The 24,493-nt window shown below is 54.0% G+C and carries 19 protein-coding genes; 4 read left to right on the top strand and 15 right to left on the bottom strand.

The window, feature by feature from the left end:
• Positions 1-9 precede the first annotated feature (9 nt).
• The 6 genes from ftsB to cysG form a co-directional block, all read right to left on the bottom strand.
• A complete protein-coding gene (gene ftsB, locus F3J30_RS13855; protein ID WP_003862095.1) occupies positions 10-321 on the bottom strand; it encodes a cell division protein FtsB in 312 nt (103 codons plus the stop codon).
• Positions 322-488: 167 nt separating this feature from the next.
• Positions 489-815 (bottom strand): DUF3561 family protein, encoded by a 327-nt coding sequence (locus F3J30_RS13850; protein ID WP_166717716.1) that lies wholly within the window; start codon positions 813-815, stop codon positions 489-491.
• Positions 816-873: 58 nt separating this feature from the next.
• Positions 874-1,479 (bottom strand): adenylyl-sulfate kinase, encoded by a 606-nt coding sequence (gene cysC / locus F3J30_RS13845; protein WP_166717610.1) that lies wholly within the window; start codon positions 1,477-1,479, stop codon positions 874-876.
• Positions 1,479-2,903, bottom strand: a complete 1,425-nt coding sequence (cysN, locus tag F3J30_RS13840; RefSeq protein ID WP_014071552.1) for a sulfate adenylyltransferase subunit CysN — start codon at positions 2,901-2,903, stop codon at positions 1,479-1,481. The genes cysC and cysN overlap by 1 nt, the downstream gene beginning before the upstream one ends.
• A 9-nt stretch (positions 2,904-2,912) precedes the next feature.
• Entirely contained in the window at positions 2,913-3,821 is a 909-nt protein-coding gene (gene cysD / locus F3J30_RS13835; RefSeq protein WP_008499613.1) for a sulfate adenylyltransferase subunit CysD, read from the bottom strand.
• 9 nt (positions 3,822-3,830) lie between these two features.
• A complete protein-coding gene (gene cysG / locus F3J30_RS13830) occupies positions 3,831-5,180 on the bottom strand; it encodes a siroheme synthase CysG (protein ID WP_166717715.1) in 1,350 nt (449 codons plus the stop codon).
• A 246-nt stretch (positions 5,181-5,426) separates the two neighbouring features.
• Between cysG and F3J30_RS13825 the strand changes: the two genes are divergently transcribed.
• Positions 5,427-6,470 (top strand): aminopeptidase, encoded by a 1,044-nt coding sequence (locus F3J30_RS13825; protein WP_166717609.1) that lies wholly within the window; start codon positions 5,427-5,429, stop codon positions 6,468-6,470.
• 54 nt (positions 6,471-6,524) lie between these two features.
• Here the strand turns inward: F3J30_RS13825 and cysH are convergent, their stop codons facing one another.
• The 3 genes from cysH to cysJ form a co-directional block, all read right to left on the bottom strand.
• Positions 6,525-7,259 carry a phosphoadenosine phosphosulfate reductase gene (cysH, locus tag F3J30_RS13820; protein ID WP_014071555.1) on the bottom strand — a complete coding sequence of 245 codons (735 nt, stop codon included), beginning with the start codon at positions 7,257-7,259 and terminating at the stop codon, positions 6,525-6,527.
• Positions 7,260-7,336: 77 nt separating this feature from the next.
• Positions 7,337-9,049 carry an assimilatory sulfite reductase (NADPH) hemoprotein subunit gene (gene cysI / locus F3J30_RS13815; RefSeq protein WP_166717608.1) on the bottom strand — a complete coding sequence of 571 codons (1,713 nt, stop codon included), beginning with the start codon at positions 9,047-9,049 and terminating at the stop codon, positions 7,337-7,339.
• Entirely contained in the window at positions 9,049-10,854 is a 1,806-nt protein-coding gene (cysJ, locus tag F3J30_RS13810) for an NADPH-dependent assimilatory sulfite reductase flavoprotein subunit (RefSeq protein ID WP_166717607.1), read from the bottom strand. Before cysJ ends, cysI begins: the two co-directional genes overlap by 1 nt.
• Positions 10,855-11,158: 304 nt before the next feature.
• Between cysJ and queD the strand changes: the two genes are divergently transcribed.
• Positions 11,159-11,521 carry a 6-carboxytetrahydropterin synthase QueD gene (gene queD / locus F3J30_RS13805; protein ID WP_014071558.1) on the top strand — a complete coding sequence of 121 codons (363 nt, stop codon included), beginning with the start codon at positions 11,159-11,161 and terminating at the stop codon, positions 11,519-11,521.
• 33 nt (positions 11,522-11,554) lie between these two features.
• On the opposite strand, the gene queE is transcribed toward queD, so the two are convergent.
• Positions 11,555-12,226, bottom strand: coding sequence for a 7-carboxy-7-deazaguanine synthase QueE (queE, locus tag F3J30_RS13800; protein ID WP_014071559.1), 672 nt, complete (start codon positions 12,224-12,226; stop codon positions 11,555-11,557).
• Between the two features lie 539 nt (positions 12,227-12,765).
• Between queE and F3J30_RS13795 the strand changes: the two genes are divergently transcribed.
• Positions 12,766-13,875, top strand: coding sequence for an SDR family oxidoreductase (locus F3J30_RS13795; protein ID WP_166717606.1), 1,110 nt, complete (start codon positions 12,766-12,768; stop codon positions 13,873-13,875).
• Between the two features lie 55 nt (positions 13,876-13,930).
• Here the strand turns inward: F3J30_RS13795 and eno are convergent, their stop codons facing one another.
• The 5 genes from eno to rlmD all read right to left on the bottom strand — a co-directional run bounded on the left by eno (position 13,931) and on the right by rlmD (position 21,612).
• Positions 13,931-15,226, bottom strand: coding sequence for a phosphopyruvate hydratase (eno, locus tag F3J30_RS13790; RefSeq protein WP_014071561.1), 1,296 nt, complete (start codon positions 15,224-15,226; stop codon positions 13,931-13,933).
• 82 nt (positions 15,227-15,308) lie between these two features.
• A complete protein-coding gene (gene pyrG / locus F3J30_RS13785) occupies positions 15,309-16,946 on the bottom strand; it encodes a glutamine hydrolyzing CTP synthase (RefSeq protein ID WP_014071562.1) in 1,638 nt (545 codons plus the stop codon).
• A 223-nt stretch (positions 16,947-17,169) separates the two neighbouring features.
• Entirely contained in the window at positions 17,170-17,961 is a 792-nt protein-coding gene (mazG, locus tag F3J30_RS13780; RefSeq protein WP_014071563.1) for a nucleoside triphosphate pyrophosphohydrolase, read from the bottom strand.
• A 69-nt stretch (positions 17,962-18,030) separates the two neighbouring features.
• Complete coding sequence (gene relA, locus F3J30_RS13775) at positions 18,031-20,262, bottom strand: GTP diphosphokinase (RefSeq protein ID WP_166717605.1); 2,232 nt, start codon at positions 20,260-20,262, stop codon at positions 18,031-18,033.
• A 51-nt stretch (positions 20,263-20,313) separates the two neighbouring features.
• Positions 20,314-21,612, bottom strand: coding sequence for a 23S rRNA (uracil(1939)-C(5))-methyltransferase RlmD (gene rlmD, locus F3J30_RS13770; protein WP_166717604.1), 1,299 nt, complete (start codon positions 21,610-21,612; stop codon positions 20,314-20,316).
• A 57-nt stretch (positions 21,613-21,669) separates the two neighbouring features.
• Between rlmD and barA the strand changes: the two genes are divergently transcribed.
• Complete coding sequence (gene barA / locus F3J30_RS13765) at positions 21,670-24,429, top strand: two-component sensor histidine kinase BarA (RefSeq protein ID WP_166717603.1); 2,760 nt, start codon at positions 21,670-21,672, stop codon at positions 24,427-24,429.
• Positions 24,430-24,493 lie beyond the last annotated feature (64 nt).

Genomic DNA, 24,493 nt, shown 5'->3' with positions numbered 1-24,493 from the left:
TGGGCCTGATTATCGATTGTTTTGTGCTGAGCCCTGATTGCGTTTAGACGCATCCGGTACCAGACGATAAAACGTTTCGCCCGGCTTAGTCATACTGAGTTCATTGCGTGCGCGTTCCTCAATCGCCTCTTGCCCGCCATTGAGGTCATCAATTTCAGCAAAGAGTTGATCGTTTCGCGCCTTAAGTTTGGCGTTTGTTGCCTGCTGAGCCGCGACATCATCGCTCACCCGGCTATAGTCGTGTAGGCCGTTCTTACCGAACCACAGCGAATATTGCAGCCAGACCAGCAAAGCCAGCAACAGCAGCGTTAGTTTACCCATCCTGCCCCCTGAAAAACGGCATCATCATCCCATAACTTTCCCCGGGACTCTTCGCCGGGGTTACAGAGATGCCGCAACATCGCGGGCAAATGTACCACATTTTTTCCGCAGAATCGCCCTGCACAATATCGTCACACAGTTGGTTACGGTTTGAATTATGGCTGAAGTTAGCCCATGAGCCACAAAAATAACAGACCAAACATCAAGACCACCGTCACAATCGTGACGATAGCACTATATAAGAGTTTGCCATTGAGTAGCGAATGAAGCGCAATGCCGACCACGACAGCAACGGGCATCAGCGCAAGGAAGAAAGGCCATGTGTAGAGAAAGAAGAACAGCGTGTTACCGCCGTAGATAAGAAAAGGGATACCCAGCGCCAGCAACCACGCGACGAAGCCGACTATGGCCCCAGGAAATGACCAGGTCGTCTCGTCGTCGGTCGATAACGGCTCCGACCCGGTGGTGATAATGTAGTTTTCACTGTTGCGCATAGCTAATCCTGTGACCATGACTCATCGTTCGGGAAGACAGCTCCCGAACGATACCGTCTCAGGATCTGATAATATCGTCCCGTCTGAGCAGGTCTAATAATTGGCTCACTAAATTTGTTACCAATTGTTGACCTTCCATGTGAATCTCTGGGGATTCAGGCGCTTCGTATACAGAGTCAATTCCGGTGAAGTTTCGCAGCTCACCCGCTCGGGCTTTTTTGTAGAGTCCCTTTGGATCGCGTGCTTCGCAGATTTCCAGAGGGGTATCAACAAACACCTCGATAAAGCGATCGTGACCCACGCGTTCGCGCACCATCTGGCGCTCGGCGCGGTGAGGCGAGATAAACGCGGTCAGCACCACCAGCCCGGCATCGGCCATCAGGCTCGCCACTTCTCCGACCCGACGGATATTCTCTTTACGATCTTCATCGCTGAACCCTAAATCGCTGCACAGGCCGTGGCGCACGTTGTCACCGTCCAGCAGGTAAGTACTCACCCCCTGCTGATGTAACGCCTCTTCCAGCGCCCCCGCAACCGTGGATTTCCCCGAGCCAGACAGCCCGGTAAACCACAGCACAACCCCACGATGACCGTGGAGTTGTTCACGCTGAGCAACCGTCACCGGATGAGGATGCCAGACGACGTTCTCATCATGCGCGGCCATTACTTGCCTCCCAGCAGATCGCGCGCACCCCAGTGCGGGAAGTGCTTACGCACCAGGGCATTCAGCTCCAGCTCAAATTCGCTAAATTCGGAGGTTACCGTGGCCTTATCATTTGGCTCACGCACCATCCCTGCTCCCACGGTGACGTTAGAGAGACGGTCGATAAAGATCAGCCCACCGGTCACCGGGTTCTGCTGGTATTGATCCAGCACCAGCGGCTCGTCAAAGGTGAGATCCACCAGGCCGATGCCGTTCAGCGGCAGCTCTGCCACTTCACGCTGCGTCAGGTTGTTGATATCCACCTGGAACTGAATCCCGTCCACGCGGGCACGGGTTTTCTTGCCCGCGATTTTGATGTCGTAGCTTTGGCCGGCTTTCAGCGGCTGCTCGGCCATCCATACCACGTCCACGGCTGCGCCCTGCACAGCCGCCAGCGTTTCATGGGCATCCACCAGCAGGTCACCGCGGCTGATATCAATTTCGTCTTTCAGCACCAGAGTCACCGCTTCGCCAGCGCCTGCTTCAGGCAGATCGCCATCGAAGGTCACGATACGCGCAATGGAAGACTCCACGCCTGAAGGAAGCGCTTTCACACGTTGCCCGACTTTCACACTGCCAGAGGCAATTGTGCCGGAAAAACCGCGGAAATCGAGGTTCGGACGGTTAACGTACTGCACCGGGAAACGCATCGGCTGGGTATCGACCACACGCTGAATTTGAACGGTTTCCAGCACTTCCAGCAGCGTCGGGCCGCTGTACCACGGCATGTTCGCACTCTGGGAAGCCACGTTATCGCCTTCCAGCGCAGAGAGCGGCACAAAGCGAATATCCAGGTTACCCGGCAGCTGTTCGGCAAAGGTCAGGTAGCTTTGGCGGATCTCGTCGAATTTCTCTTCGCTGAAATTCACCAGATCCATTTTATTGATCGCCACCACCAGGTGTTTGATCCCCAGCAGCGTGGAGATAAAGCTGTGACGACGGGTTTGATCCAGCACGCCTTTACGCGCGTCGATCAGCAGGATCGCCAGCTCACAGGTCGATGCACCGGTGGCCATATTACGGGTGTACTGCTCATGTCCCGGGGTGTCGGCGATGATAAATTTGCGCTTTTCGGTAGAGAAGTAACGATAAGCGACATCAATGGTAATGCCTTGCTCGCGCTCTGCCTGTAAGCCATCCACCAGCAATGCCAGATCCAGTTTTTCACCCTGCGTGCCGTGACGTTTGCTGTCGTTGTGCAGAGAAGAGAGCTGGTCTTCGTAAATCTGGCGCGTGTCGTGCAGCAAGCGGCCAATCAGGGTACTTTTCCCGTCATCGACGCTGCCGCAGGTCAGAAAGCGCAGCAGGCTTTTGTGCTGTTGCGCGTGCAGGTAGGCTTCAACGCCACCCTCATCAGCAATTTGTTGAGCAATAGTGGTATTCATGGCGGCTCCTTAGAAATAACCCTGACGTTTCTTCAGCTCCATGGAGCCTGCCTGGTCGCGGTCAATCACGCGGCCCTGTCGCTCGCTGGTTGTAGACACCAGCATCTCCTCGATGATCTCCGGCAGCGTCTGCGCGTTAGATTCCACCGCGCCGGTCAGCGGCCAGCAGCCGAGGGTACGGAAACGCACCATCTGTTTTTTGATCACTTCGCCAGGCTGCAAATCAATGCGATCGTCATCGATCATCATCAGCATCCCGTCACGCTCCAGCACCGGGCGTTCAGCGGCCAGGTACAGAGGAACAATCTCGATATTTTCCAGATAGATGTACTGCCAGATATCCAGCTCGGTCCAGTTAGAGAGCGGGAACACGCGAATGCTTTCGCCTTTGTTGATCTGGCCGTTGTAGTTGTGCCACAGCTCCGGACGCTGGTTTTTTGGGTCCCAGCGGTGGAAGCGGTCGCGGAAAGAGTAGATACGCTCTTTGGCACGGGATTTTTCTTCGTCACGGCGCGCGCCGCCGAAGGCCGCATCAAAACCGTATTTGTTCAGCGCCTGCTTCAGCCCTTCGGTTTTCATGATATCGGTGTGTTTGGCGCTACCGTGGACGAACGGGTTAATGCCCATCGCCACCCCTTCCGGGTTTTTATGCACCAGCAGCTCACAGCCGTAGGCTTTTGCGGTACGGTCGCGGAATTCGTACATTTCGCGGAATTTCCAGCCGGTATCCACGTGCAGCAGCGGGAACGGCAGCGTGCCCGGATAAAACGCTTTACGCGCCAGATGCAGCATCACGCTGGAATCTTTACCGATGGAGTACATCATCACCGGGTTAGAGAATTCGGCAGCCACCTCGCGGATGATATGAATACTCTCCGCTTCGAGTTGCCGCAGGTGAGTCAGTCTTTTTTGGTCCATAACCGTTCCTTAAGCCAAATTTATAACAGAAGCACCGAAGCCTTCTGTGTCGGTTGTGTGTTGAAACCAGGCGAGCGTGCTGTGCAGCTGCACCACTTCCCCCACCACAATCAGGGCGGGCATAGGGGCGTCTTTCGCAAGGTGTACAAGGTCTTGTAATGTGCCGGTGGCAACATGCTGGTCGACGCGCGTTCCGCGGGAGATCACGGCCACTGGCGTTGTCGCATCGCGACCATGCTGAATAAGCTGTTCGCTGATTTCCGCCGCTTTCATCGTGCCCATATAAATGGCCAGCGTTTGTCGGCTCTCGGCCAGATGCGACCAGTCAAACGGCGTGCTGTCGGCCTTATAGTGGCCGGTCACAAAGGTCACGCTCTGAGCGTAATCACGGTGGGTCAGCGGGATGCCAGCATAAGCTGTCACCGCTGAAGCAGCCGTAATACCTGGCACGACCTGGAAAGGTACCCCCGCCTCGGCAGCGGCCTGAAGCTCTTCCCCGCCACGGCCAAAGATGAACGGATCGCCACCTTTCAGGCGCACCACGGTTTTGCCTTCTCTGGCGGCTGCAATCAGCATCTGATTGGTATCGTGCTGAGGCACGGAGTGTTCACCGGCGCGTTTACCCACGCAGATTTGTTCGGCATCACGGCGGATCAGTTCGCGCACGCCGTCGCTCACCAGGTGGTCATAGAACACTACATCCGCATCCTGAAGAACCTGGAGGCCGCGCAGCGTGAGCAGCCCGGCATCGCCCGGCCCGGCTCCCACCAGAATGATCTCCCCGCCCGTACTGCCGGGATTATCCAGTTCATCTTCCAGAATCTGCTGCGCGGCGGCTTCATTACCGGCGTGCATCAGGCTGGCGAAACGGCCACGAAAGACGCGTTCCCAAAAGCGACGGCGCTCGGCCACGCTGGTCAGACGCGTTTTCAGATGGTTGCGCCAGTAACTGGCTTTCTCGGCCATACGCCCGAGGCTTGTGGGCAGCAGCGCTTCGATTTTTTCCCGCAGCACGCGCGCCAGAACCGGAGCCGTGCCGCCAGAGGAGATAGCCACCAGTAGCGGTGAGCGGTCAACGATAGACGGGAAAATAAATGAGCATAAAGGCTGATCGTCCACTACGTTCACCAGACGGTAACGCGCCTGAGCGGCGTCGGAGATCCGCCGGTTCAGCTCGCGATTTTCGGTCGCCGCAATCACCAGCACGACGCTGTCGATTTGTGATTCGTCAAAATCCGCTTCTGCGGCTACCCGCACCTGCGCCCCCGCGCGATGCAGAAACGCAATTTTGCGCTCGGCAATCTCACCCGTACCAACCACCAGCACAGGTCTGTCTTTTATGGCAGCAAATAAGGGCAGATAGTCCACAAGCACCAACTCACTAACAACCAGGAATAGTGGGACTATAGGGGGCGGTTTAGATCGAATGAAATTACGAATTGGAATGAGTAGTTACTCAATGGAATAACGCCATGAAAAAGCAAATATCAAAAAGTGCTTAACACACGAAATTTCGGGCATTTAAGAGCAATTCAAATTGTGTATACCGGGTCACAGTTTCATACTAAGCCAGTTAAAATTTTGCTCTGTTTTTAAGGACTCACTATGTTTTCCGCAACGCGCCACCGTATTGCTGCCCTGGCGCTCGGCGTTTGCTTTATCCTCCCCGCCCAGGCAAAAAATCCACCGTACGGCGAAATTGCCAGTACGCAGGCGCGGCATATTGCGACTGTCTTTCCTGGCCGTATGACCGGCACGCCTGCCGAGATGCTCTCCGCCGACTATATCCGCCAGCAGTTTGCCGGGATGGGATACCAGAGCGATATCCGGGCTTTTCACAGCCGGTACATCTATACCTCGCGCAACAACAGCAAAAACTGGCATAACGTGACCGGCAGTACGGTCATTGCAGCACATGAAGGCAAGAGCGCCCAGCAAATCATTATTATGGCGCACCTGGATACCTTCGCCCCGATGAGCGATGCCGATACCGACAATAACCTCGGCGGCCTGACGCTTCAGGGAATAGACGATAACGCAGCGGGTCTGGGCGTGATGCTCGAACTGGCCGAACATCTGAAGAATATCCCGACGAAATACGGGATTCGCTTTATCGCGACCAGCGGTGAAGAAGAAGGGAAACTCGGTGCTGAGAATATCCTTAAGCGCATGAGCCCTGAAGAGAAGAAAAACACCTTGCTGGTGATTAATCTCGATAACCTTATCGTCGGCGACAAACTCTATTTTAATAGCGGACAGAGTACGCCAGGCAGCGTGCGCAAATTAACCCGCGACCGGGCGCTGGCAATTGCCCGCAGTCAGGGCGTTTATGCCACCAGTAATCCGGGCGGGAACCCGGGTTATCCACGCGGAACGGGTTGTTGTAACGACGGTGAAGTGTTCGATAAAGCCGGCATTCCGGTATTGTACGTGGAAGCGACGAACTGGGGGCTGGGCAAAAAAGATGGTTATCAGCAGAGAGCCAAATCTAAAGCCTTCCCGAACGGAACAAGCTGGCATGATGTGAGGCTTGATAATCAGCAGCACATTGATAGCGCGCTACCGCAGCGTATTGAACACCGCAGTCGTGATGTGGTGAAAGTAATGCTGCCGCTGGTGAAAGAGCTGGCGAAAGCAAATAAGGCTTAGTGCTGCCTGATGTCCTCACCCCGCCCCTCTCCCACAGGGAGAGGGTGCGTGGGATCACCCTTCGTGCAATCCGCACTCGCGCTTCAGCCCAAAGAATCGCGTCTCTTCTTCCGCCATTCCCGGTTCCCATTTACGCGTGGTGTGGGTATCGCCCACCGACAGATAACCCTGGTCCCACAGCGGATGGTATTTCAGCCCGTGTTTTTGCAGATACTGATAAACCGTACGGTTGTCCCAGTCGATAATCGGCAGCACTTTGAATACACCGCGCTGAACCGCCAGCACTGGCAACGTGGCACGGCTACCAGACTGCTCGCGGCGTAAACCGGCAAACCAGGTCTGTGCATTCAGATCTTTCAGCGCACGGTTCATCGGCTCGACCTTGTTGATTTCATTGTATTTCTCAATGCCTTCAACGCCCTGCTCCCACAGTTTGCCGTAGCGCGCCTCCTGCCAGGCCGCGCTCTGCTCAGCGCGATACACCTTCAGGTTCAGCTTGAGCTTGTCCGTCAGCTCATCGATAAACTGGTAGGTTTCCGGGAACAGGTAGCCGGTATCGGTGAGGATCACCGGTATGTCCGGGCGGATCTGATTCACGAGATGCAGGCTGACCGCGGCCTGAATACCAAAGCTCGACGAGAGCACATAGTCACCCGGCAGATTTTCCAGCGCCCACGCCACACGCCCTTCGGCGTCCAGCTTTTCCAGTTGTGCGTTGGTTTCTGCCAGTGCCAGAATGCGTTCGACTTTTGGCAGTTCATTAAGGGCGTTTAGATCGAGTACGGACATAAAAACCTCGTTTGCCTGTTTTTGCCGGGCAGCACTGCGTTTGCCCGGCCTACAAAACCTGTAAAACCGTCGGGATGTTACTCCCAGAAATCCCGTGCGGGATCGAGCACCGGGCGAATGATGCCCGCACGCACCGTAAAGTCACCGAAGCCTTCACCCGCTTCGCGCTCTTTCGCCCAGCGCCCGACAAGCTCGTCAACGGAATCAAGAATTTCTGGTTCCGTAATGTTCTCGCGATACATACGTGGAATGCGCGTCCCCATCCGGTTACCGCCCAGATGCACGTTGTAGCGACCCGGCGCTTTACCCACCAGACCCAGCTCAGCCAGCATCGCCCGACCACAGCCATTCGGGCAGCCCGTCACGCGCATCACGATATGCTCTTCAGGAATACCGTGTTTTTCCAGAATTGATTCCACTTTGTCGGTGAACGACGGCAGGAAACGTTCAGCTTCAGCCATTGCCAGCGGACAGGTCGGGAATGACACGCAGGCCATGGAGTTTTCACGCTGCGGTTTCACCGCATTCATCAACCCATGATCGCGCGCCAGTTTCTCGATCTTCACTTTCTGGCTTTCCGGCACACCGGCAATGATCAGGTTCTGGTTAGCCGTAATACGGAACTCGCCTTTGTGGATCTTAGCAATTTCCAGTAAACCGGTTTTCAGCGGACGCCCCGGATAATCCAGAATACGGCCGTTTTCGATAAACAGCGTCAGGTGCCATTTATTGTCGATGCCTTTTACCCAACCGATGCGATCGCCGCGACCGGTGAATTCGTAAGGGCGGATCGGCTCAAATTTGATGCCGGCGCGACGTTCCACTTCTTCTTTAAACGTCTCAACGCCCACGCGCTCCAGGGTGTATTTGGTTTTCGCGTTTTTACGGTCAGTACGGTTACCCCAGTCACGCTGCGTGGTAACAACCGCTTCCGCCACCGCCAGCGTGTGCTCAAGCGGCAGGAAGCCGAACTCACTCGCCGTACGGGCATAGGTTTTCTTGTTGCCGTGCTCAATGGATAAACCGCCACCCACCAGCAGGTTAAAGCCCACCAGCTTGCCGTTTTCCGCAATCGCCACGAAGTTCATGTCGTTGGCGTGCAGATCGATATCGTTCTGCGGCGGGATCACCACTGTGGTTTTGAACTTACGCGGCAGATACGTCTGGCCGAGGATCGGTTCTTCGTCTGTGGTGGCAACTTTTTCCTGATCGAGCCAGATCTCCGCATAGGCGCGGGTACGTGGCAGCAGGTGCTCAGAAATTTTCTTCGCCCATTCGTACGCTTCGGCATGAAGCTCAGACTCAAACGGGTTCGAGGTGCAGAGCACGTTACGGTTCATGTCGTTGGCGGTCGCCAGTGCGTCCAGCCCGACCGAGTGCAGCATCTGGTGTACCGGCTTCACGTTCTTTTTCAGAATACCGTGGAACTGGAAGGTCTGACGGTTCGTCAGACGGATGCTGCCGTAAATGGTGTTGTCATGGGCAAATTTGTCGATTGCCTGCCACTGTTTGGTGGTGATAACCCCACCCGGCAGGCGGCAGCGCAGCAGCATCGCGTGACGCGGCTCCAGCTTTTGTTCTGCACGTTCGGCGCGGATATCGCGGTCATCCTGCTGATACATACCGTGGAAACGGATCAGCAGGAAGTTGTCGCCTTTAAAACCGCCAGTCAGACCGTCATTCAAATCTTCGGCAATGGTGCCGCGCAGGTAGTTACTCTCAACCTTCATGCGCTCGGCATCAGTCAGTTTGCCTTCGACCACCAGTGGGCCAGGGTGTTTTTCGCTCATTAGTAGACATCTCGCTGATAACGGCGCTCTACGCGCAGCTCACTTAAATATTCATCCGCCGTTTCGGCATCCATACCACCGAATTCGGCAATCACTTCCAGCAAAGCCTGCTCAACGTCTTTCGCCATGCGATTAGCGTCGCCGCAGACATAAATGTGGGCACCGTCATTGATCCAGCGCCACAGCTCTGCGCCCTGTTCGCGCAGTTTGTCTTGTACGTATACTTTTTCTTTCTGATCACGCGACCAGGCCAGGTCGATGCGGCTCAGTACGCCTTCTTTAACATAGCGCTGCCATTCAACCTGGTAGAGGAAATCTTCCGTAAAGTGCGGGTTGCCGAAGAACAGCCAGTTTTTACCGGATGCATCATCTGCCGCACGCTGCTGCATAAAGGAACGGAACGGCGCGATACCGGTACCTGGGCCAATCATAATGACCGGCGTTTCCGGGTTTGCGGGCAGACGGAAGTTGTCGTTGTGCTCGATAAAGACGCGAACTTCGCCCTCTTCTTCGATACGGTCAGCCAGGAAGCTGGAGGCACCGCCTGCACGAGCACGGCCTTCGATGTCATAACGCACCACGCCCACGGTCACGTGGACTTCGCTTTCTACTTCCGCCTGCGAAGAGGCGATCGAGTAAAGACGCGGCGTCAGCGGGCGTAACAGGCCAACCAGCGCTTCGGCATCCAGCTGCGCTGGTGCGAAACGAACCATATCAACAATCGGCGTAGTGGCCGCATAGTGCTGCAACTTCGCTTTATCGCCCACTAACGGCAGCAGGGATTCGCTGCGCGTCAAGGTCGCGTAATTTTCAACGATGTTGGCTGTGTTCACGGTCAGCTCAAAGTGCCATTGCAGGGCTTCAGCAAGCGTCTGCGTTTTGCCTTCAACGGTGACCGGCTCGTCGCCTTTCAGCCACAACAGCTCTACCAGCTCTTTCACTAAAGCAGGGTCGTTCTGATACCAGACACCCAGCGCATCGCCAGGCTGATAGCGTAAACCGGAATCGCCCAGGTCGATTTCGATATGGCGAACGTCTTTCTCTGAGTCGCGCCCAGTGATCTTCTGATTCACCGACAGGCTTGCCGTCAGCGGCGCCTCTTTGGTGTACGGGCTGGTGTGAATATCATTAACGGCGCCCGTGGCGCTGAATGCTGCCTGCGCGGATGTCTCTTTCGGTACACGTGCTTTCAGCACCTCGACCACGCGAGAACGCCATTCCGCCGCCGCGGGCTGGTATTCCACATCGGCATCAACGCGGTCCAGCAGACGCTCAGCACCCAGCTCAGCCAGCTTGCTGTCGAAGTCTTTACCGGACTGGCAGAAGAATTCATAAGAGGTGTCGCCCAGGCCAAACACGGCAAAGGCAGTGCCATCCAGTTTTGGTGCTTTCTTCGAGAACAAGAACTTATGTAGCGCCACTGCCTCTTCAGCAGGTTCGCCCTCGCCCTGAGTTGAAGCCACAACCACCAGCAGTTTTTCTGACGCGATTTGTTTGAATTTATAATCCCCTGCGTTAACCAGGTTCACGTTCAGTTTGGCGGCAAGCAGATCATCACGCAGCGCTTCGGCAACACGGCGGGCGTTGCCCGTCTGCGAGGCGGAGATAAGCGTAACAGCCGGGATCTCAACGGCAGCGGCAGGCGCGGCAACAACGGCCCCTGGCTGTTGGTTAAGCATTCCCCAGAAATAGCCGGACACCCAGGCAAGCTGAGTGGGTGAAAAATCAGTGGTGGCGGCCTGTAGGCGCGCCAGTTGCTCCGGGTTCAGGGGAAGCAAATTTGAAGGTGGGGCCTGTGTTGTCATGCGTCGTTATGTTCCAGTAGCAAAGCGGAATTTATGCAAAAAGACCAAACTAGAGATAAGGTTAACGGCGGGGATAATAACAATTAAAGAAGGGATGGAAATAATAAATAACCAAATGGACTAACCTGTTTTAGCTATCGTTCTTAACGATAAAACCGATTATCTAACCAATTGAAATATAAATACAAAAACCAGGTAAAACGCTGTTCCCATCATCAATGAAGGTAAAGGCCGTTTTAGTTAATGCTAAAAAATGTGCTTTCCGGTACTATGCGGCGGTTTTTTCCGCATTACTTGAGAGTTCATGATGTCCACCACACTGTTTAAAGATTTCGTCTTCGAAGCCGCACACCATCTTCCACACGTCCCTGCCGGGCATAAATGTGGCCGTTTACACGGGCACTCGTTTATGGTGCGTCTTGAAATCACGGGTGAAGTCGATCCGCATACCGGTTGGATCATGGACTTTGCTGAACTGAAAGCGGCGTTTAAGCCGACTTACGATCGCCTTGATCACTACTATCTGAATGATATCCCGGGCCTTGAAAACCCGACCAGCGAAGTGCTGGCAAAATGGATTTGGGATCAGATGAAGCCGCTGGTGCCACTGCTGAGCGCGGTGATGATCAAAGAAACCTGTACGGCAGGCTGTGTGTATCGCGGATAGTAAGAAAAAAGCCCGGTCAATGCCGGGCTTTTTTTAAGCAATATTCAAATACTTGTGCGTCTGCATCGACAGGCGCCAGTTGCGGGCAATGCAGGTTTCAATACACAGACGTGTGGCATCGTCTTTCTGGCTGATAGGCTGAAGCGCAATCACGCGCTGTTTTTCGTCAGACAGCGTCGCCAGCAGTTCATCCAGCGCTTCGATATCACGTACGCGGCCAACCGGGTGTTTGATTTCGTCAGCACGCTCCAGCGCCTGAGACAACACATCATAGCCACCGCGCATATTCACTTTCGGTGAAACCGTCACCCAGGTCGCATGGGAACAACGCACTTCATGCGTACCACTGGTTTCAATCTGACAGCTATAACCGTTCTTTTCGAGCAGCTCAGTCAGCGGCGTTAAATCGTGAATGCAAGGCTCACCACCGGTGATCACCACATGGCGCGCCGTCCAGCCCTGACGACCGATAATCGCCAGCAGATCTTCTGAACTCCCCGCGCCCCACTTATCGCTCTCTTTGGTTTTAGCCAGAATGCTAAACAGCGACACTTCCCGATCTGCGAGTTTATCCCACGTATGTTTGGTATCACACCAGGCACAGCCAACCGGGCATCCCTGTAAACGAATAAAAATAGCGGGAACGCCGGTAAAGTAACCCTCGCCTTGCAGGGTCTGGAACATCTCGTTAATCGGGTACTGCATAGTCTTCTCAGTTAAAGGGGTAATCGTTAATTATCGCAGATCCCTGTCGAAGGATCATGCTCCATCGGTGCTTTGGCTGCTCATTACCGGGACAAACCGTCCCAACACCCGCAGCGGAGGACCTGACAAAAGCCGCAGACAGCCAATGCAACACTTCCTCCATTATTATAACAATTATTTAGCCGGTTATTTTATTTCGTCCTGTTACCCTATTCGCTGTGAGTTTCCGCGATTTTACTTTGGGAAATAATCATTCGTTTTAGCTTTCCATCATGGTGTAACAAACCATTTTTATTTTTACATTTAGAATCAACTAAAAAACATAAACAAATAAAAACAAACCATTAAAAAACAAAGTATTAAATATTTTAAAATATTTAATTGAATCATTCATTACGTTCCGTTGTCGAATATCTTCTCCTGATTTCCTTACCTTAAAATAAGCTTAAGATAAGGCTTATAACGGCATTTCTTTATTTAAACGCCGTTTACTTTTCCCCGCCTACAATCCGCTCATCTATCAGCATGAGACAGTATCCATGAATACGTTATTCATCACGGGCGTGACCGGGTTTCTTGGCGGAGCAGTACTCGAAAAAATCCTTAATAGCGATCAGGCGGTAAATTTGCTGCTGCTGGTGCGTGCCGGCAGCCTGCAGGAAGGGCTTGAGCGCGTAAAGGAGAATATGCGCAAATTCCATGTTCATGAGAACACGCTGGCCAGGCTGAACGCGGATGACATCCTCATCGGCGATCTCGCAAACGCGCACGATTTTCTCAGCGATCCGCGACTGGAGCACGTGACTCACGTACTTAACTGTGCAGCCGTCGCGTCCTTTGGGAATAACCCGCTTATCTGGAAAGTGAACGTCGAAGGCACGCTGGCACTCGCCACCAGAATGGAACAGGTTGAAGGTTTGCAGCGTTTCCTGCACGTAGGGACAGCCATGTCATGCACGCCGGAACAGGATAGCCTGGTTGCCGAAAGTGCAGAGTTCAGAGAGAACGCCGAGCATCTGGTGGAATACACCTACTCGAAATCCACCATTGAGCAGCTGATGCGCCAGCAATGCCCGCGCTTACCGCTGTTGATTGCCCGCCCATCAATTGTGGTCGGCCATACGCGTCACGGCTGCACGCCTTCGAGCAGTATTTTTTGGGTCTTCAGTATGGGGCTGATGCTGCAAAAATTCATGTGCTCGATGGAAGATAAAGTCGATGTCGTGCCTGTGGATTACTGTGCTGATGCGCTGCTGATGCTACTCAACAGTTCTGCCGGGCAGGGCGAGGTGGTCCATATTTCAGCCGGGGAAGAGAACAGCGTTCGCTTTGCTGATATTGATATGGCAATGGCGGAAGCGCTGGAGAAAGCGCCGGTCGGAGACAAATACGCGCAGGTGAGTTATGAAACGCTGGTGAAAATGCGCCGGGAACTGAAGCACATTTTTGGCCCCTGCAACGAGCGTCTGATGCTTAAGGCGATGCGTTTGTACGGCGCCTTTGCCACGCTTAACGTGCGCTTTAGCAACGACAAGCTGTTGAGCATGGGGATGCCAAAACCGCCCCGCTTTACGGACTACATCGCCCGCTGTGTACAGACCACTCAGGGGCTGACAATCCCCGAACAGATGGCCGTCGATTTTAAATAGCCAAAAAAAATGCCAGTCATTCGACTGGCATTTTCATTTTAAGACTTAAAGGCTATTACTGGCCTTTGATCTCTTTACGACCGTTGTATGGTGCTTTTTCGCCCAGAGCTTCTTCGATACGAATCAGCTGGTTGTATTTAGCAACACGGTCAGAACGGCTCATAGAACCCGTTTTGATCTGGCCCGCTGCGGTACCAACAGCCAGGTCAGCGATGGTAGCGTCTTCAGTTTCGCCAGAACGGTGAGAGATAACAGCGGTGTAGCCAGCGTCTTTCGCCATTTTGATCGCAGCCAGAGTTTCGGTCAGAGAACCGATCTGGTTGAATTTGATCAGGATGGAGTTAACGATGCCTTTCTCGATGCCTTCTTTCAGGATCTTGGTGTTGGTTACGAACAGATCGTCACCAACCAGCTGGATTTTGTCGCCCAGTACTTTGGTCTGGTATGCGAAACCAGCCCAGTCAGATTCGTCCAGACCGTCTTCGATAGAAACGATTGGGTACTGTTTGGTCAGGTCTTCCAGGAAGTGAGTGAACTCTTCAGAGGTGAACGCTTTGTTGCCTTCGCCAGCCAGAACGTATTTACCGTCTTTGTAGAATTCAGATGCTGCACAGTCCATCGCCAGGGTGATGTCTTTGCCCAGCTCGTAGCCTGCGGCTTTCACTGCTTCTGCGATGACTGCCAGAGCTTCTGCGTTAGAACCCAGGTTTGGCGCATAGCCACCTTCGTCACCAACAGCAGTGTTCATACCTTTAGCTTTCAGAACTTTAGCCAGGTTGTGGAACACTTCAGAACCCATACGTACCGCTTCTTTCAGGGATTTCGCGCCAACTGGCTGAATCATGAATTCCTGAATATCAACGTTGTTATCCGCGTGCTCACCACCGTTGATGATGTTCATCATTGGTACTGGCATGGAGTATTTGCCTGGGGTGCCGTTCAGTTCAGCGATGTGCTCGAACAGTGGCTGGCCTTTTGCAGCTGCTGCTGCTTTGGCGTTCGCCAGGGAAACAGCCAGGATTGCGTTAGCACCGAAGTTAGATTTGTTTTCAGTACCGTCCAGATCGATCATGATCTTGTCGATGCCAGCCTGGTCTTTGGCGTCTTTGCCAAGGATTGCCTGAGCAATAGGACCGTTTACAGCGCCAACAGCTTTCAGTACGCCTTTGCCCATGAAACGGGATTTGTCGCCATCGCGCAGTTCCAGCGCTTCGCGGGAACCAGTAGAAGCACCTGATGGAGCAGCTGCCATACCGACGAAACCACCTTCCAGGTGAACTTCGGCTTCAACGGTCGGGTTACCACGGGAGTCGATGATTTCACGACCGATGACTTTAACGATTTTGGACATTAGATTTTCCTCAGTACAAGTTAAACTAAAACTCCAGACAAACAACGCGTACCAATGGTACGCGTTGCCGTTCTAACTTTTTTTACTTCGCCTGACGCTTCTGGTAATCGCTGGCGGCTTTCACGAAGCCGGCAAACAGCGGATGTCCGTCACGCGGCGTTGAAGTAAATTCCGGGTGGAATTGGCAGGCAACGAACCAAGGATGGTTTGGCACCTCGATGATCTCGACTAACTGATCATCCCCGGAACGGCCCGCAACACGCAGACCCGCAGCTTCAATTTGTTTCAACAACATGTTGTTGACTTCATAGCGGTGACGATGACGCTCGGTGATGGTTGGTTCGCCATACAGCTTGCGAACAACGCTATCGTCGGACAGCTGGCAGGCCTGTGCGCCAAGACGCATAGTGCCACCCAGATCGCTCTTCTCAGTACGGACTTCGACGTTACCTTCTTCGTCGCGCCATTCAGTGATAAGCGCCACTACAGGGTACTTACAGTCTGGCACAAATTCCGTAGAGTTCGCGTTTTCCATTCCCGCTACGTTGCGCGCAAATTCGATCAGCGCAACCTGCATACCCAGACAGATGCCGAGGTATGGAATATTGTTTTCACGCGCATAGCGTGCGGTGGCGATCTTGCCTTCTACACCACGGTAGCCGAAGCCGCCAGGGATGAGGATAGCATCCAGATCTTTCAGAATTTCGACGCCACGTGTTTCTACATCCTGCGAATCAATCAGCTTGATGTTAACGGAGACGCGGTTCTTCAGACCACCGTGTTTCAGCGCTTCGATAACTGACTTATAGGCATCTGGCAGTTCAATGTACTTACCCACCATACCGATAGTCACTTCGCCTGCCGGGTTAGCTTCTTCGTAAATAACCTGTTCCCATTCGGACAGGTTTGCTTCCGGGCAGTTCAAGCTGAATCGTTTACAAATATAATCGTCCAGGCCCTGCGATTTCAACAGGCCCGGGATTTTATAAATGGAATCGACATCTTTCATTGAAATAACGGCTTTTTCTGGCACGTTACAGAACAATGCAATTTTCGCACGTTCGTTGGCCGGAATAGCACGATCGGAGCGGCAAACCAGAATATCAGGCTGAATACCGATAGAGAGCAGTTCTTTAACGGAGTGCTGAGTGGGTTTGGTTTTCACTTCACCTGCGGCCGCCATGTAAGGCACCAGCGTCAGGTGCATGAACAGCGCGTGCTCACGACCAATGTCTACTGCCAGCTGACGAATCGCTTCAAGGAACGGCAGGGATTCGATATCACCCACAGTACCGCCGATTTCAACCAGCACAACGTCATGGCCTTCGCCACCAGCAAGAACACGTTCTTTGATTGCGTTAGTGATGTGCGGGATAACCTGCACGGTTGCGCCCAGGTAGTCACCGCGGCGCTCTTTACGCAGAACGTCAGAGTAGATACGGCCAGTCGTAAAGTTGTTACGACGGGTCATTTTGGTACGAATGAAACGCTCGTAGTGGCCAAGATCCAGATCGGTTTCAGCGCCGTCTTCAGTAACGAACACTTCCCCGTGTTGGGTTGGGCTCATGGTGCCCGGATCGACGTTGATATACGGATCCAGTTTCATCATGGTCACATTGAGACCACGGGCTTCAAGAATGGCTGCGAGGGAGGCTGCGGCAATGCCTTTACCCAGAGAGGATACGACCCCGCCGGTCACAAAAATATAGTTCGTTGTCATGCTGAACCTGAGAAGTTAGGGTGAAACGATGGAATAACCAGGACGGGAAAGTAGTATACCCGAACACAGCGAGCGCCACAAACTTTCATTCTCCGTCTCCTTTCCAGGCTATGACAAACATAAGGAGTGAGAAAATAGCCCGTTTCGGGTAAATGTTTTTGACGCAAATCAAGCGCTTGTCATTTAAAAAATCACACAAATTGCGCTTGATCGCAAAAATCCGTTAGAGATCAGATTCCTGGCGTTTTACTTCCTGCCAGACTTCTTCCATCACATCGAGGTCTACGCCGGTCATTTCCAGGCCACGCGAGGCAACAATCCGCTCAACCTCGCGAAAACGACGCTCGAACTTAATGTTGGCTTTTTGCAGCGCGGTTTCCGCTTTTACACCCAAATGGCGCGAAAGATTGACCGTCGCAAACAGCAGGTCGCCCATTTCTTCTTCCAGCTTTGCTTCATCCACGACGGCCTGTTGCGCTTCGTGCATCACTTCGTCGATCTCTTCATGCACTTTGTCCAGCACCGGGCCAAGCGATGTCCAGTCAAAACCGACGGTGGAACAACGTTTCTGAATTTTATGCGCGCGCATCAGCGCAGGCAGGTTCAGAGGGATGTCATCCAACGCGGAATGTTGTGATTTTTCGGCGCGCTCTGCACTCTTAATTTGTTCCCAGCGGGTCAGCACTTCCGCGCTGTTGCCTGCGGTGGCGTCGCCGAAGATATGCGGATGTCGGCGTTCCAGCTTGTCGCTAATGGCGGCACAGATGTCATCAAAATTAAAACGCCCTTCTTCCTGCGCCATCTGGGCGTAAAACACCACCTGGAACAGCAGGTCGCCCAGCTCGCCGCGTAAATCGTCGAAATCTTCACGGGAGATGGCGTCCAGCACTTCATAGGTTTCTTCGAGGGTGTATGGCGCGATGGTGGCAAAGGTCTGCTCTTTGTCCCACGGGCAGCCGTTTTCCGGGTCGCGCAGGCGTTTCATGATGCCGAGCAGGCGGTCGATTTGGGTCATAATTCTGTCCTGATAAAAAAAGAAATGCCGGGTGGCGGCTATGCCTTACCCGGCGTACAGAAGAGTGTGTTAACCGCCGTGAAGACGACGCGCGTCAATCACATCAGGCACCTGGTTCAGTTTACCCAGCACGCGGCCCAGCACCTGGAGGTTGTAGATTTCGATAGTCATATCGATGGTGGCAAGCTGTTCACGGGTATCACTGCGGCTGGCTACCCCAAGCACGTTGACCTTCTCGTTGGCGAGAATGGTCGTGATATCACGCAGTAAACCGCTGCGGTCATTGGCGGTGACGCGCACCACCAGCGAATAGCCAGCAGAGTAGCTCTCGCCCCAGACTGCATCGACAATACGCTCTGGTGCGTGGGATTGCAGCTCAGCGAGCTGGTCACAATCCGAACGGTGAATAGAGATCCCGCGCCCCTGAGTGATAAAGCCGACAATATCGTCACCCGGAATTGGCTGGCAGCAGCGGGCGATGTGGTGCATCAGATTCCCGACGCCCTCCACCACCACGCGGCCGTTATCTTTGCTGCGCTGCTGCGGGGCATAGCTTTTCTGCTGAAGCTGTTTCAGCGCGGCGGCATCCTGCTCTTCCGCACTGAGCTTGTTGAACTGAGCTTGCAGGAAATTCACCATCTGATTCAGACGGATATCGCCCCCGCCGATGGCGGCTAACAGCTCATCCAGCTCGTTAAAGTTGTAGCGCGGCAGCAGGTGCTTCTCAGCCTCTTTCAGGCTGATGCCGATATGCTCAAGCTCATCATCCAGGATCTGACGGCCGGCAAGGATGTTCTTATCGCGATCCTGCTTGCGGAACCAGGCATGAATTTTGGAGCGCCCGCGGCTGGTGGTCACGTAGCCCAGGTTTGGATTCAGCCAGTCACGGCTTGGGTTCGGCTGCTTCTGGGTGATAATTTCAATCTGATCGCCCATCTGGAGCTGGTAGGTGAACGGTACGATACGCCCACCAATTTTTGCACCGATGCAGCGGTGCCCCACATCGCTGTGGATGTGGTATGCAAAGTCGAGCGGCGTAGACCCGGCTGGCAGGTCAACAACATCGCCTTTCGGCGTAAAGACATAAACCCTGTCATCAAAGACCTGGCTGCGAACTTCGTCGAGCATCTCGCCGGAATCCGCCATCTCTTCCTGCCACGCAATCAGTTTACGCAGCCAGGCAATGCGGTCTTCATGGCCAGAACGTGCGCCACCTGTCGTACCCTCTTTATATTTCCAGTGCGCGGCAACGCCCAGCTCGGCATCTTCATGCATCTGTTTGGTACGGATCTGGATCTCAACCGTTTTGCCGCCAGGGCCAAGTACCACAGTATGGATAGACTGGTAGCCATTCGGTTTCGGGTTCGCGACATAGTCATCAAACTCATCCGGCAGGTGGCGGAAATGGGTGTGCACGATCCCCAGCGCGGCATAGCAGTCCTGCAAGCGCTCGGCTACGATACGCACCGCACGCACGTCAAACAACTCGTCAAAGGCGAGGTGCTTCTTCTGCATTTTGCGCCAGATGCTGTAGATGTGTTTTGGCCGACCGTACACTTCGGCACGCACATTCTCTTCTTTCATCGACTGGCGCAACCCGCCGACAAACTCATCGATATAGTGTTCACGGTCAATGCGACGTTCATGCAGAAGCTTGGCAATACGCTTATATTCCGCCGGATGCAGGTAGCGGAAGCAGTAATCTTCCAGCTCCCATTTCAGCTGCCCGATCCCCAGACGGTTCGCCAGCGGCGCATAGATGTTTGTACACTCTTTGGCCGCCAGCACGCGTTCATCTTCCGGCGCATCCTTCACTTCGCGCAGGTGCGCAATACGCTCGGCAAGTTTAATGACCACGCAGCGGAAGTCATCCACCATGGCCAGCAGCATCCGACGGACGTTATCGACCTGTTCAGAGGAGACAGAATCAGTATGGGCAGCTTTCAGCTGGCGGATAGCCGCCATATCACGTACGCCATGGATCAACGCCACAACGGGTTTGCCGACGCTCTCAACCAGTACATCCTCAGAAACTACGTCTGCATCTGCCAGTGGGAACAGGAGCGCCGCCTGTAACGTTTCGATATCCATGTTGAGCATGGAGAGGATTTCGACCATCTCAATACCGCGCCACAGCAGCAGCTCAGCATCAGAATGCCCTTGCGTGGTGCGCAGACAATAAGCCCAGGTTTCGGTTAAGCGTTCACACGATTGCTGGCTGGAAATCCCCAGACTTGCTATCCATTTTTGTGGGTCAAACTCACCAGCTTTATTGAGATGTGCACTTCTTACCGCAACCATTGTCCTCTCCTTTAGGGACCAGGGCCTGTCGAAGTCGACAAGCCAAATTCATCATATGTGCTCGAACAACACCATTGATTCCAGATGCCCAGTGTGCGGGAACATGTCCAGCATTGCCAGACGCTGAATTTGGTAACCCGCCTGGGTTAATGTCTCGCTATCTCTGGCAAGCGTGGCCGGGTTACAGGAAACATAGACCACGCGTTTAGGTGCGAGTTTAATAATATGCTGCATCACGCCAGGTGCGCCAGCGCGCGCCGGGTCGAGTAAAATCTTGTCAAAACCCTGCTTAGCCCACGGCTGCCGGGTGACATCTTCCTCCAGATTTTGATGAAAGAATGTCACATTTTGCAACCCATTCAGCTGAGCGTTCTCCTGCCCTTTTGCCACCAGCGCGTCAACGCCTTCCACACCCACGACGCTTAACGCTTTCTGGGCCAGCGGCAGCGTGAAATTACCCATACCGCAGAACAGATCAAGCACCCGGTCAGTGGGTTGAACATCCAGCCACGCCAGCGCTTTTTCTATCATTTGCTGGTTCACGCCGTCGTTTACCTGAATGAAATCACGCGGACTGAACGTTAAGCGTAGCCCGTTTGACGCATACCAGGGAGCCTCTCCTGTAACCTGCTCAAGTATCTCGCTTTGTGGCGCGAGGAAAAGCGCAAGCTCGTGAGAATGCGAAAAGCGTTCCAGTTTTTCACGGTCTTTTTTCGACAGTGGTGCGGTATGGCGCAGCACCATGAGCGGCCCGTTGTTTGCCAGCACCAGTTCAACGTGCCCCAGATGGCGAATACCATCCAGCTCAGACAGGCAGGAACGTACTTCCGGGAGCAATGCCTCAAGTTGGGGCACCAAAATGGGGCACTGCCGGATATTCACGATATCGCTGGAGCCCGCCTTGCGAAACCCCATTTCCAGCCGTTCTGTTTTGGGCTGATAGCTGAGGCTCAGGCGCGCACGACGGCGGTAACCCCAGGGCATACCGGCAATAATGTCGTTAACGTCATGCCTGATAAGGCGCGCCAGCGCCTGACTTTTACTTTTTTGCTGAAGGGCGATGCTGGCGTGCTGCTGCTGGCAACCGCCACATACGCCATAATGAGGGCAACGGGGTGCAACACGTTCAGGGCTTTCACTCAGGCGACGTTTGACCTGGCCGCGGGCATACTGGCGTTTATCTTCCGTCAGGGTAATTTCTGCTCGTTCATCAGGCAGCAAACCTGTTATAAACAAGGCTTTACCATTGTGACGAGCGACCCCCTGACCAAAGGGATCGAGGTCTGTGGCTTCAACAGTTATGATCTGACGCGTCGTCACGCGTCGCTTTGCAGAGTAGAATTGCGCCATCGCCGAGATTGTTCTCACATAAACATAATTAGCTTAATTGTCCCATAACGGAACTCCATGACCAACTACAGCCTGCGTGCGCGCATGATGATTTTGATCCTCGCCCCCACCGTTCTCATCGGTTTGCTGCTGAGTATCTTCTTTGTGGTGCACCGCTATAACGATTTGCAGAGACAACTGGAAGATGCCGGTGCCAGCATTATCGAGCCGCTGGCGGTGTCCAGTGAATACGGCATGAACCTGCAAAACCGTGAGTCCATTGGTCAGCTCATTAGCGTGCTCCACCGGCGTCACTCCGAGATTGTGCGCGCGATATCGGTCTACGATGAACATAACCGTTTGTTCGTCACCTCTAACTTTCACCTCGATCCGGCCGAGCTGAAAATCCCGGATGGTACGCCGTTCCCGCGCCATCTCACCGTGTTGCGCCGGGGTGATATCATGATCCTGCGCACACCTATCATTTCGGAAAGTTATTCGCCTGATGAATCCGCTATGTCAGATGCCAAATCCAGCAGCAATATGCTGGGATATGTGGCGCTGGAGCTGGATCTCAAGTCGGTGCGTCTACAGCAGTACAAAGAAATCTTCATTTCTGGCGTGATGATGCTGTTCTGTATCGGCATTGCGCTGATATTTGGCTGGCGCCTGATGCGCGACGTCACGGGGCCTATCCGCAATATGGTGAATACCGTCGACCGCATTCGTCGCGGGCAACTCGACAGCCGCGTGGAAGGTTTTATGCTGGGCGAGTTAGATATGCTGAAAAACGGTATCAACTCGATGGCAATGTCGCTGGCAGCCTATCACGAAGAGATGCAGCATAACGTCGACCAGGCGACCTCCGATCTGCGCGAAACGCTGGAACAGATGGAAATTCAAAACGTCGAGCTGGATCTGGCGAAAAAACGCGCCCAGGAAGCGGCACGTATCAAATCAGAATTCCTGGCGAACATGTCGCACGAGCTGCGTACGCCGCTGAATGGCGTTATCGGCTTCACCCGCCTGACGCTGAAAAGCGAGCTGAATCCAACCCAGCGCGATCACCTGCACACCATTGAGCGCTCCGCCAACAACCTGCTGGCAATCATTAACGACGTGCTGGACTTCTCCAAGCTGGAAGCCGGGAAACTGATTCTGGAGAGCATTCCTTTCCCGCTGCGCAGCACGCTGGACGAAGTGGTGACGCTGCTTGCCCACTCCTCGCATGATAAGGGGCTGGAGTTAACGCTTAACATTAAGAATGACGTGCCGGATAACGTGATTGGCGATCCCCTGCGTTTGCAGCAGGTGATCACGAACCTGGTGGGTAACGCCATTAAATTCACCGAAAGCGGTAACATTGATGTGCTGGTGGAAAAGCGGGCGCTCAGTAACAACAAGGTGCAGATTGAAGTTCAGATCCGCGATACGGGCATTGGTATCCCGGAACGTGACCAGTCGCGCCTGTTCCAGGCCTTCCGTCAGGCGGATGCCAGCATTTCCCGCCGTCATGGCGGCACAGGGCTTGGGCTGGTTATCACGCAAAAACTGGTGAAAGAGATGGGCGGGGATATCTCCTTCCATAGCCAGCCAAACCGCGGTTCAACCTTCTGGTTCCATATTAGCCTCGATCTCAATCCAAACGTGCTCACGGATGGCCCGGCCACCGACTGCCTGAAAGGGATGCGTCTGGCCTATGTTGAGCCTAACGCCGCAGCGGCCCAGAGCACGCTGGACGTTTTAAGCTCTACGCCGCTGGAGATAATCTACAGCCCGACGTTCTCCGCCCTGGCGGTGGAGCATTACGATATCCTGCTGATGGGTATTCCGGTTACCTTTACCGGCGAGCTGACCATGCAGCAGGAGCGCCTGGCGAAAGCCGCATCGATGACCGATTACCTGCTGCTGGCGCTTCCGTGCCACGCCCAGATTAATGCCGAAGAGCTGAAAAACGACGGCGCGGCCGCCTGCCTGCTTAAACCACTCACCGCCACGCGACTCCTGCCGGCGTTGACGGAATACTGCCGCCTGAGCCAGCACGCTCTGCCGCTGGTTAATGATGAACAGAAGTTGCCGATGAGCGTCATGGCTGTGGACGATAACCCGGCGAACCTGAAGCTCATCGGCGTATTGCTCGGGGATCAGGTTCAGCATGTTGAGCTCTGCACCAGTGGCGCGCAGGCGGTTGAACAGGCCAAACAAATGCAGTTCGATCTGATCCTGATGGATATTCAGATGCCGGGCATGGACGGCATTCGCGCCTGTGAATTAATTCGTCAGCTTCCGCACCAGCAGCAGACCCCGGTGATTGCCGTTACGGCGCACGCGATGGCAGGCCAGAAAGAAAAATTACTGAGCGCCGGAATGAATGATTATCTGGCAAAACCTATCGATGAAGAGAAGCTGCACAACCTGCTATTGCGCTATAAACCCGGCCATATCGGCGGAACGTACACGCCATCAGCAGAAACCGTTGAGAACACCATCAACCAGAATGCTACGTTCGACTGGCAGCTGGCGCTGCGCCAGGCGGCGGGCAAACCCGATTTGGCGCGCGAAATGCTGCAAATGCTGGTAGCGTTTTTGCCGGAAATTCGCAACAAGATCGAAGAACAACTGGTGGGTGAACATCCTGAAGAACTGCTGGAAGCTATCCACAAACTCCACGGCAGCTGTGGTTACAGCGGCGTACCGCGGCTGAAAAACCTGTGTCAGCTGGTGGAACAACAGCTGCGCGCCGGAACACCGGAATCAGAGCTTGAACCTGAGTTTCTGGAACTGCTGGATGAGATGGATAACGTGACACGAGAAGCAAGGAAGATGCTGGGAAGCTAACGTAAAAGCCCGGTGGCGCTACGCTTACCGGGCCTACAGGAGCAAGAACGTAAGCCGGGTAAGG

Source organism: Enterobacter sp. Tr-810 (assembly GCF_011752765.1).
GTDB lineage: Bacteria > Pseudomonadota > Gammaproteobacteria > Enterobacterales > Enterobacteriaceae > Enterobacter > Enterobacter soli.
This window is presented reverse-complemented; position numbering and strand designations above follow the sequence as displayed.

Excerpts from the sequence above, each read along its gene's own strand:
- pyrG (WP_014071562.1), bottom strand. The coding sequence starts at position 16,946 with ATGACAACGAACTATATTTTTGTGACCGGCGGGGTCGTATCCTCTCTG.
- mazG (WP_014071563.1), bottom strand. The coding sequence starts at position 17,961 with ATGACCCAAATCGACCGCCTGCTCGGCATCATGAAACGCCTGCGCGAC.
- queE (WP_014071559.1), bottom strand. The coding sequence starts at position 12,226 with ATGCAGTACCCGATTAACGAGATGTTCCAGACCCTGCAAGGCGAGGGT.
- ftsB (WP_003862095.1), bottom strand. The coding sequence starts at position 321 with ATGGGTAAACTAACGCTGCTGTTGCTGGCTTTGCTGGTCTGGCTGCAA.
- cysH (WP_014071555.1), bottom strand. The coding sequence starts at position 7,259 with ATGTCCGTACTCGATCTAAACGCCCTTAATGAACTGCCAAAAGTCGAA.
- cysJ (WP_166717607.1), bottom strand. The coding sequence starts at position 10,854 with ATGACAACACAGGCCCCACCTTCAAATTTGCTTCCCCTGAACCCGGAG.
- cysI (WP_166717608.1), bottom strand. The coding sequence starts at position 9,049 with ATGAGCGAAAAACACCCTGGCCCACTGGTGGTCGAAGGCAAACTGACT.
- F3J30_RS13825 (WP_166717609.1), top strand. The coding sequence starts at position 5,427 with ATGTTTTCCGCAACGCGCCACCGTATTGCTGCCCTGGCGCTCGGCGTT.
- eno (WP_014071561.1), bottom strand. The coding sequence starts at position 15,226 with ATGTCCAAAATCGTTAAAGTCATCGGTCGTGAAATCATCGACTCCCGT.
- F3J30_RS13795 (WP_166717606.1), top strand. The coding sequence starts at position 12,766 with ATGAATACGTTATTCATCACGGGCGTGACCGGGTTTCTTGGCGGAGCA.
- barA (WP_166717603.1), top strand. The coding sequence starts at position 21,670 with ATGACCAACTACAGCCTGCGTGCGCGCATGATGATTTTGATCCTCGCC.
- F3J30_RS13850 (WP_166717716.1), bottom strand. The coding sequence starts at position 815 with ATGCGCAACAGTGAAAACTACATTATCACCACCGGGTCGGAGCCGTTA.
- cysN (WP_014071552.1), bottom strand. The coding sequence starts at position 2,903 with ATGAATACCACTATTGCTCAACAAATTGCTGATGAGGGTGGCGTTGAA.
- queD (WP_014071558.1), top strand. The coding sequence starts at position 11,159 with ATGATGTCCACCACACTGTTTAAAGATTTCGTCTTCGAAGCCGCACAC.
- rlmD (WP_166717604.1), bottom strand. The coding sequence starts at position 21,612 with ATGGCGCAATTCTACTCTGCAAAGCGACGCGTGACGACGCGTCAGATC.
- relA (WP_166717605.1), bottom strand. The coding sequence starts at position 20,262 with ATGGTTGCGGTAAGAAGTGCACATCTCAATAAAGCTGGTGAGTTTGAC.
- cysD (WP_008499613.1), bottom strand. The coding sequence starts at position 3,821 with ATGGACCAAAAAAGACTGACTCACCTGCGGCAACTCGAAGCGGAGAGT.
- cysC (WP_166717610.1), bottom strand. The coding sequence starts at position 1,479 with ATGGCCGCGCATGATGAGAACGTCGTCTGGCATCCTCATCCGGTGACG.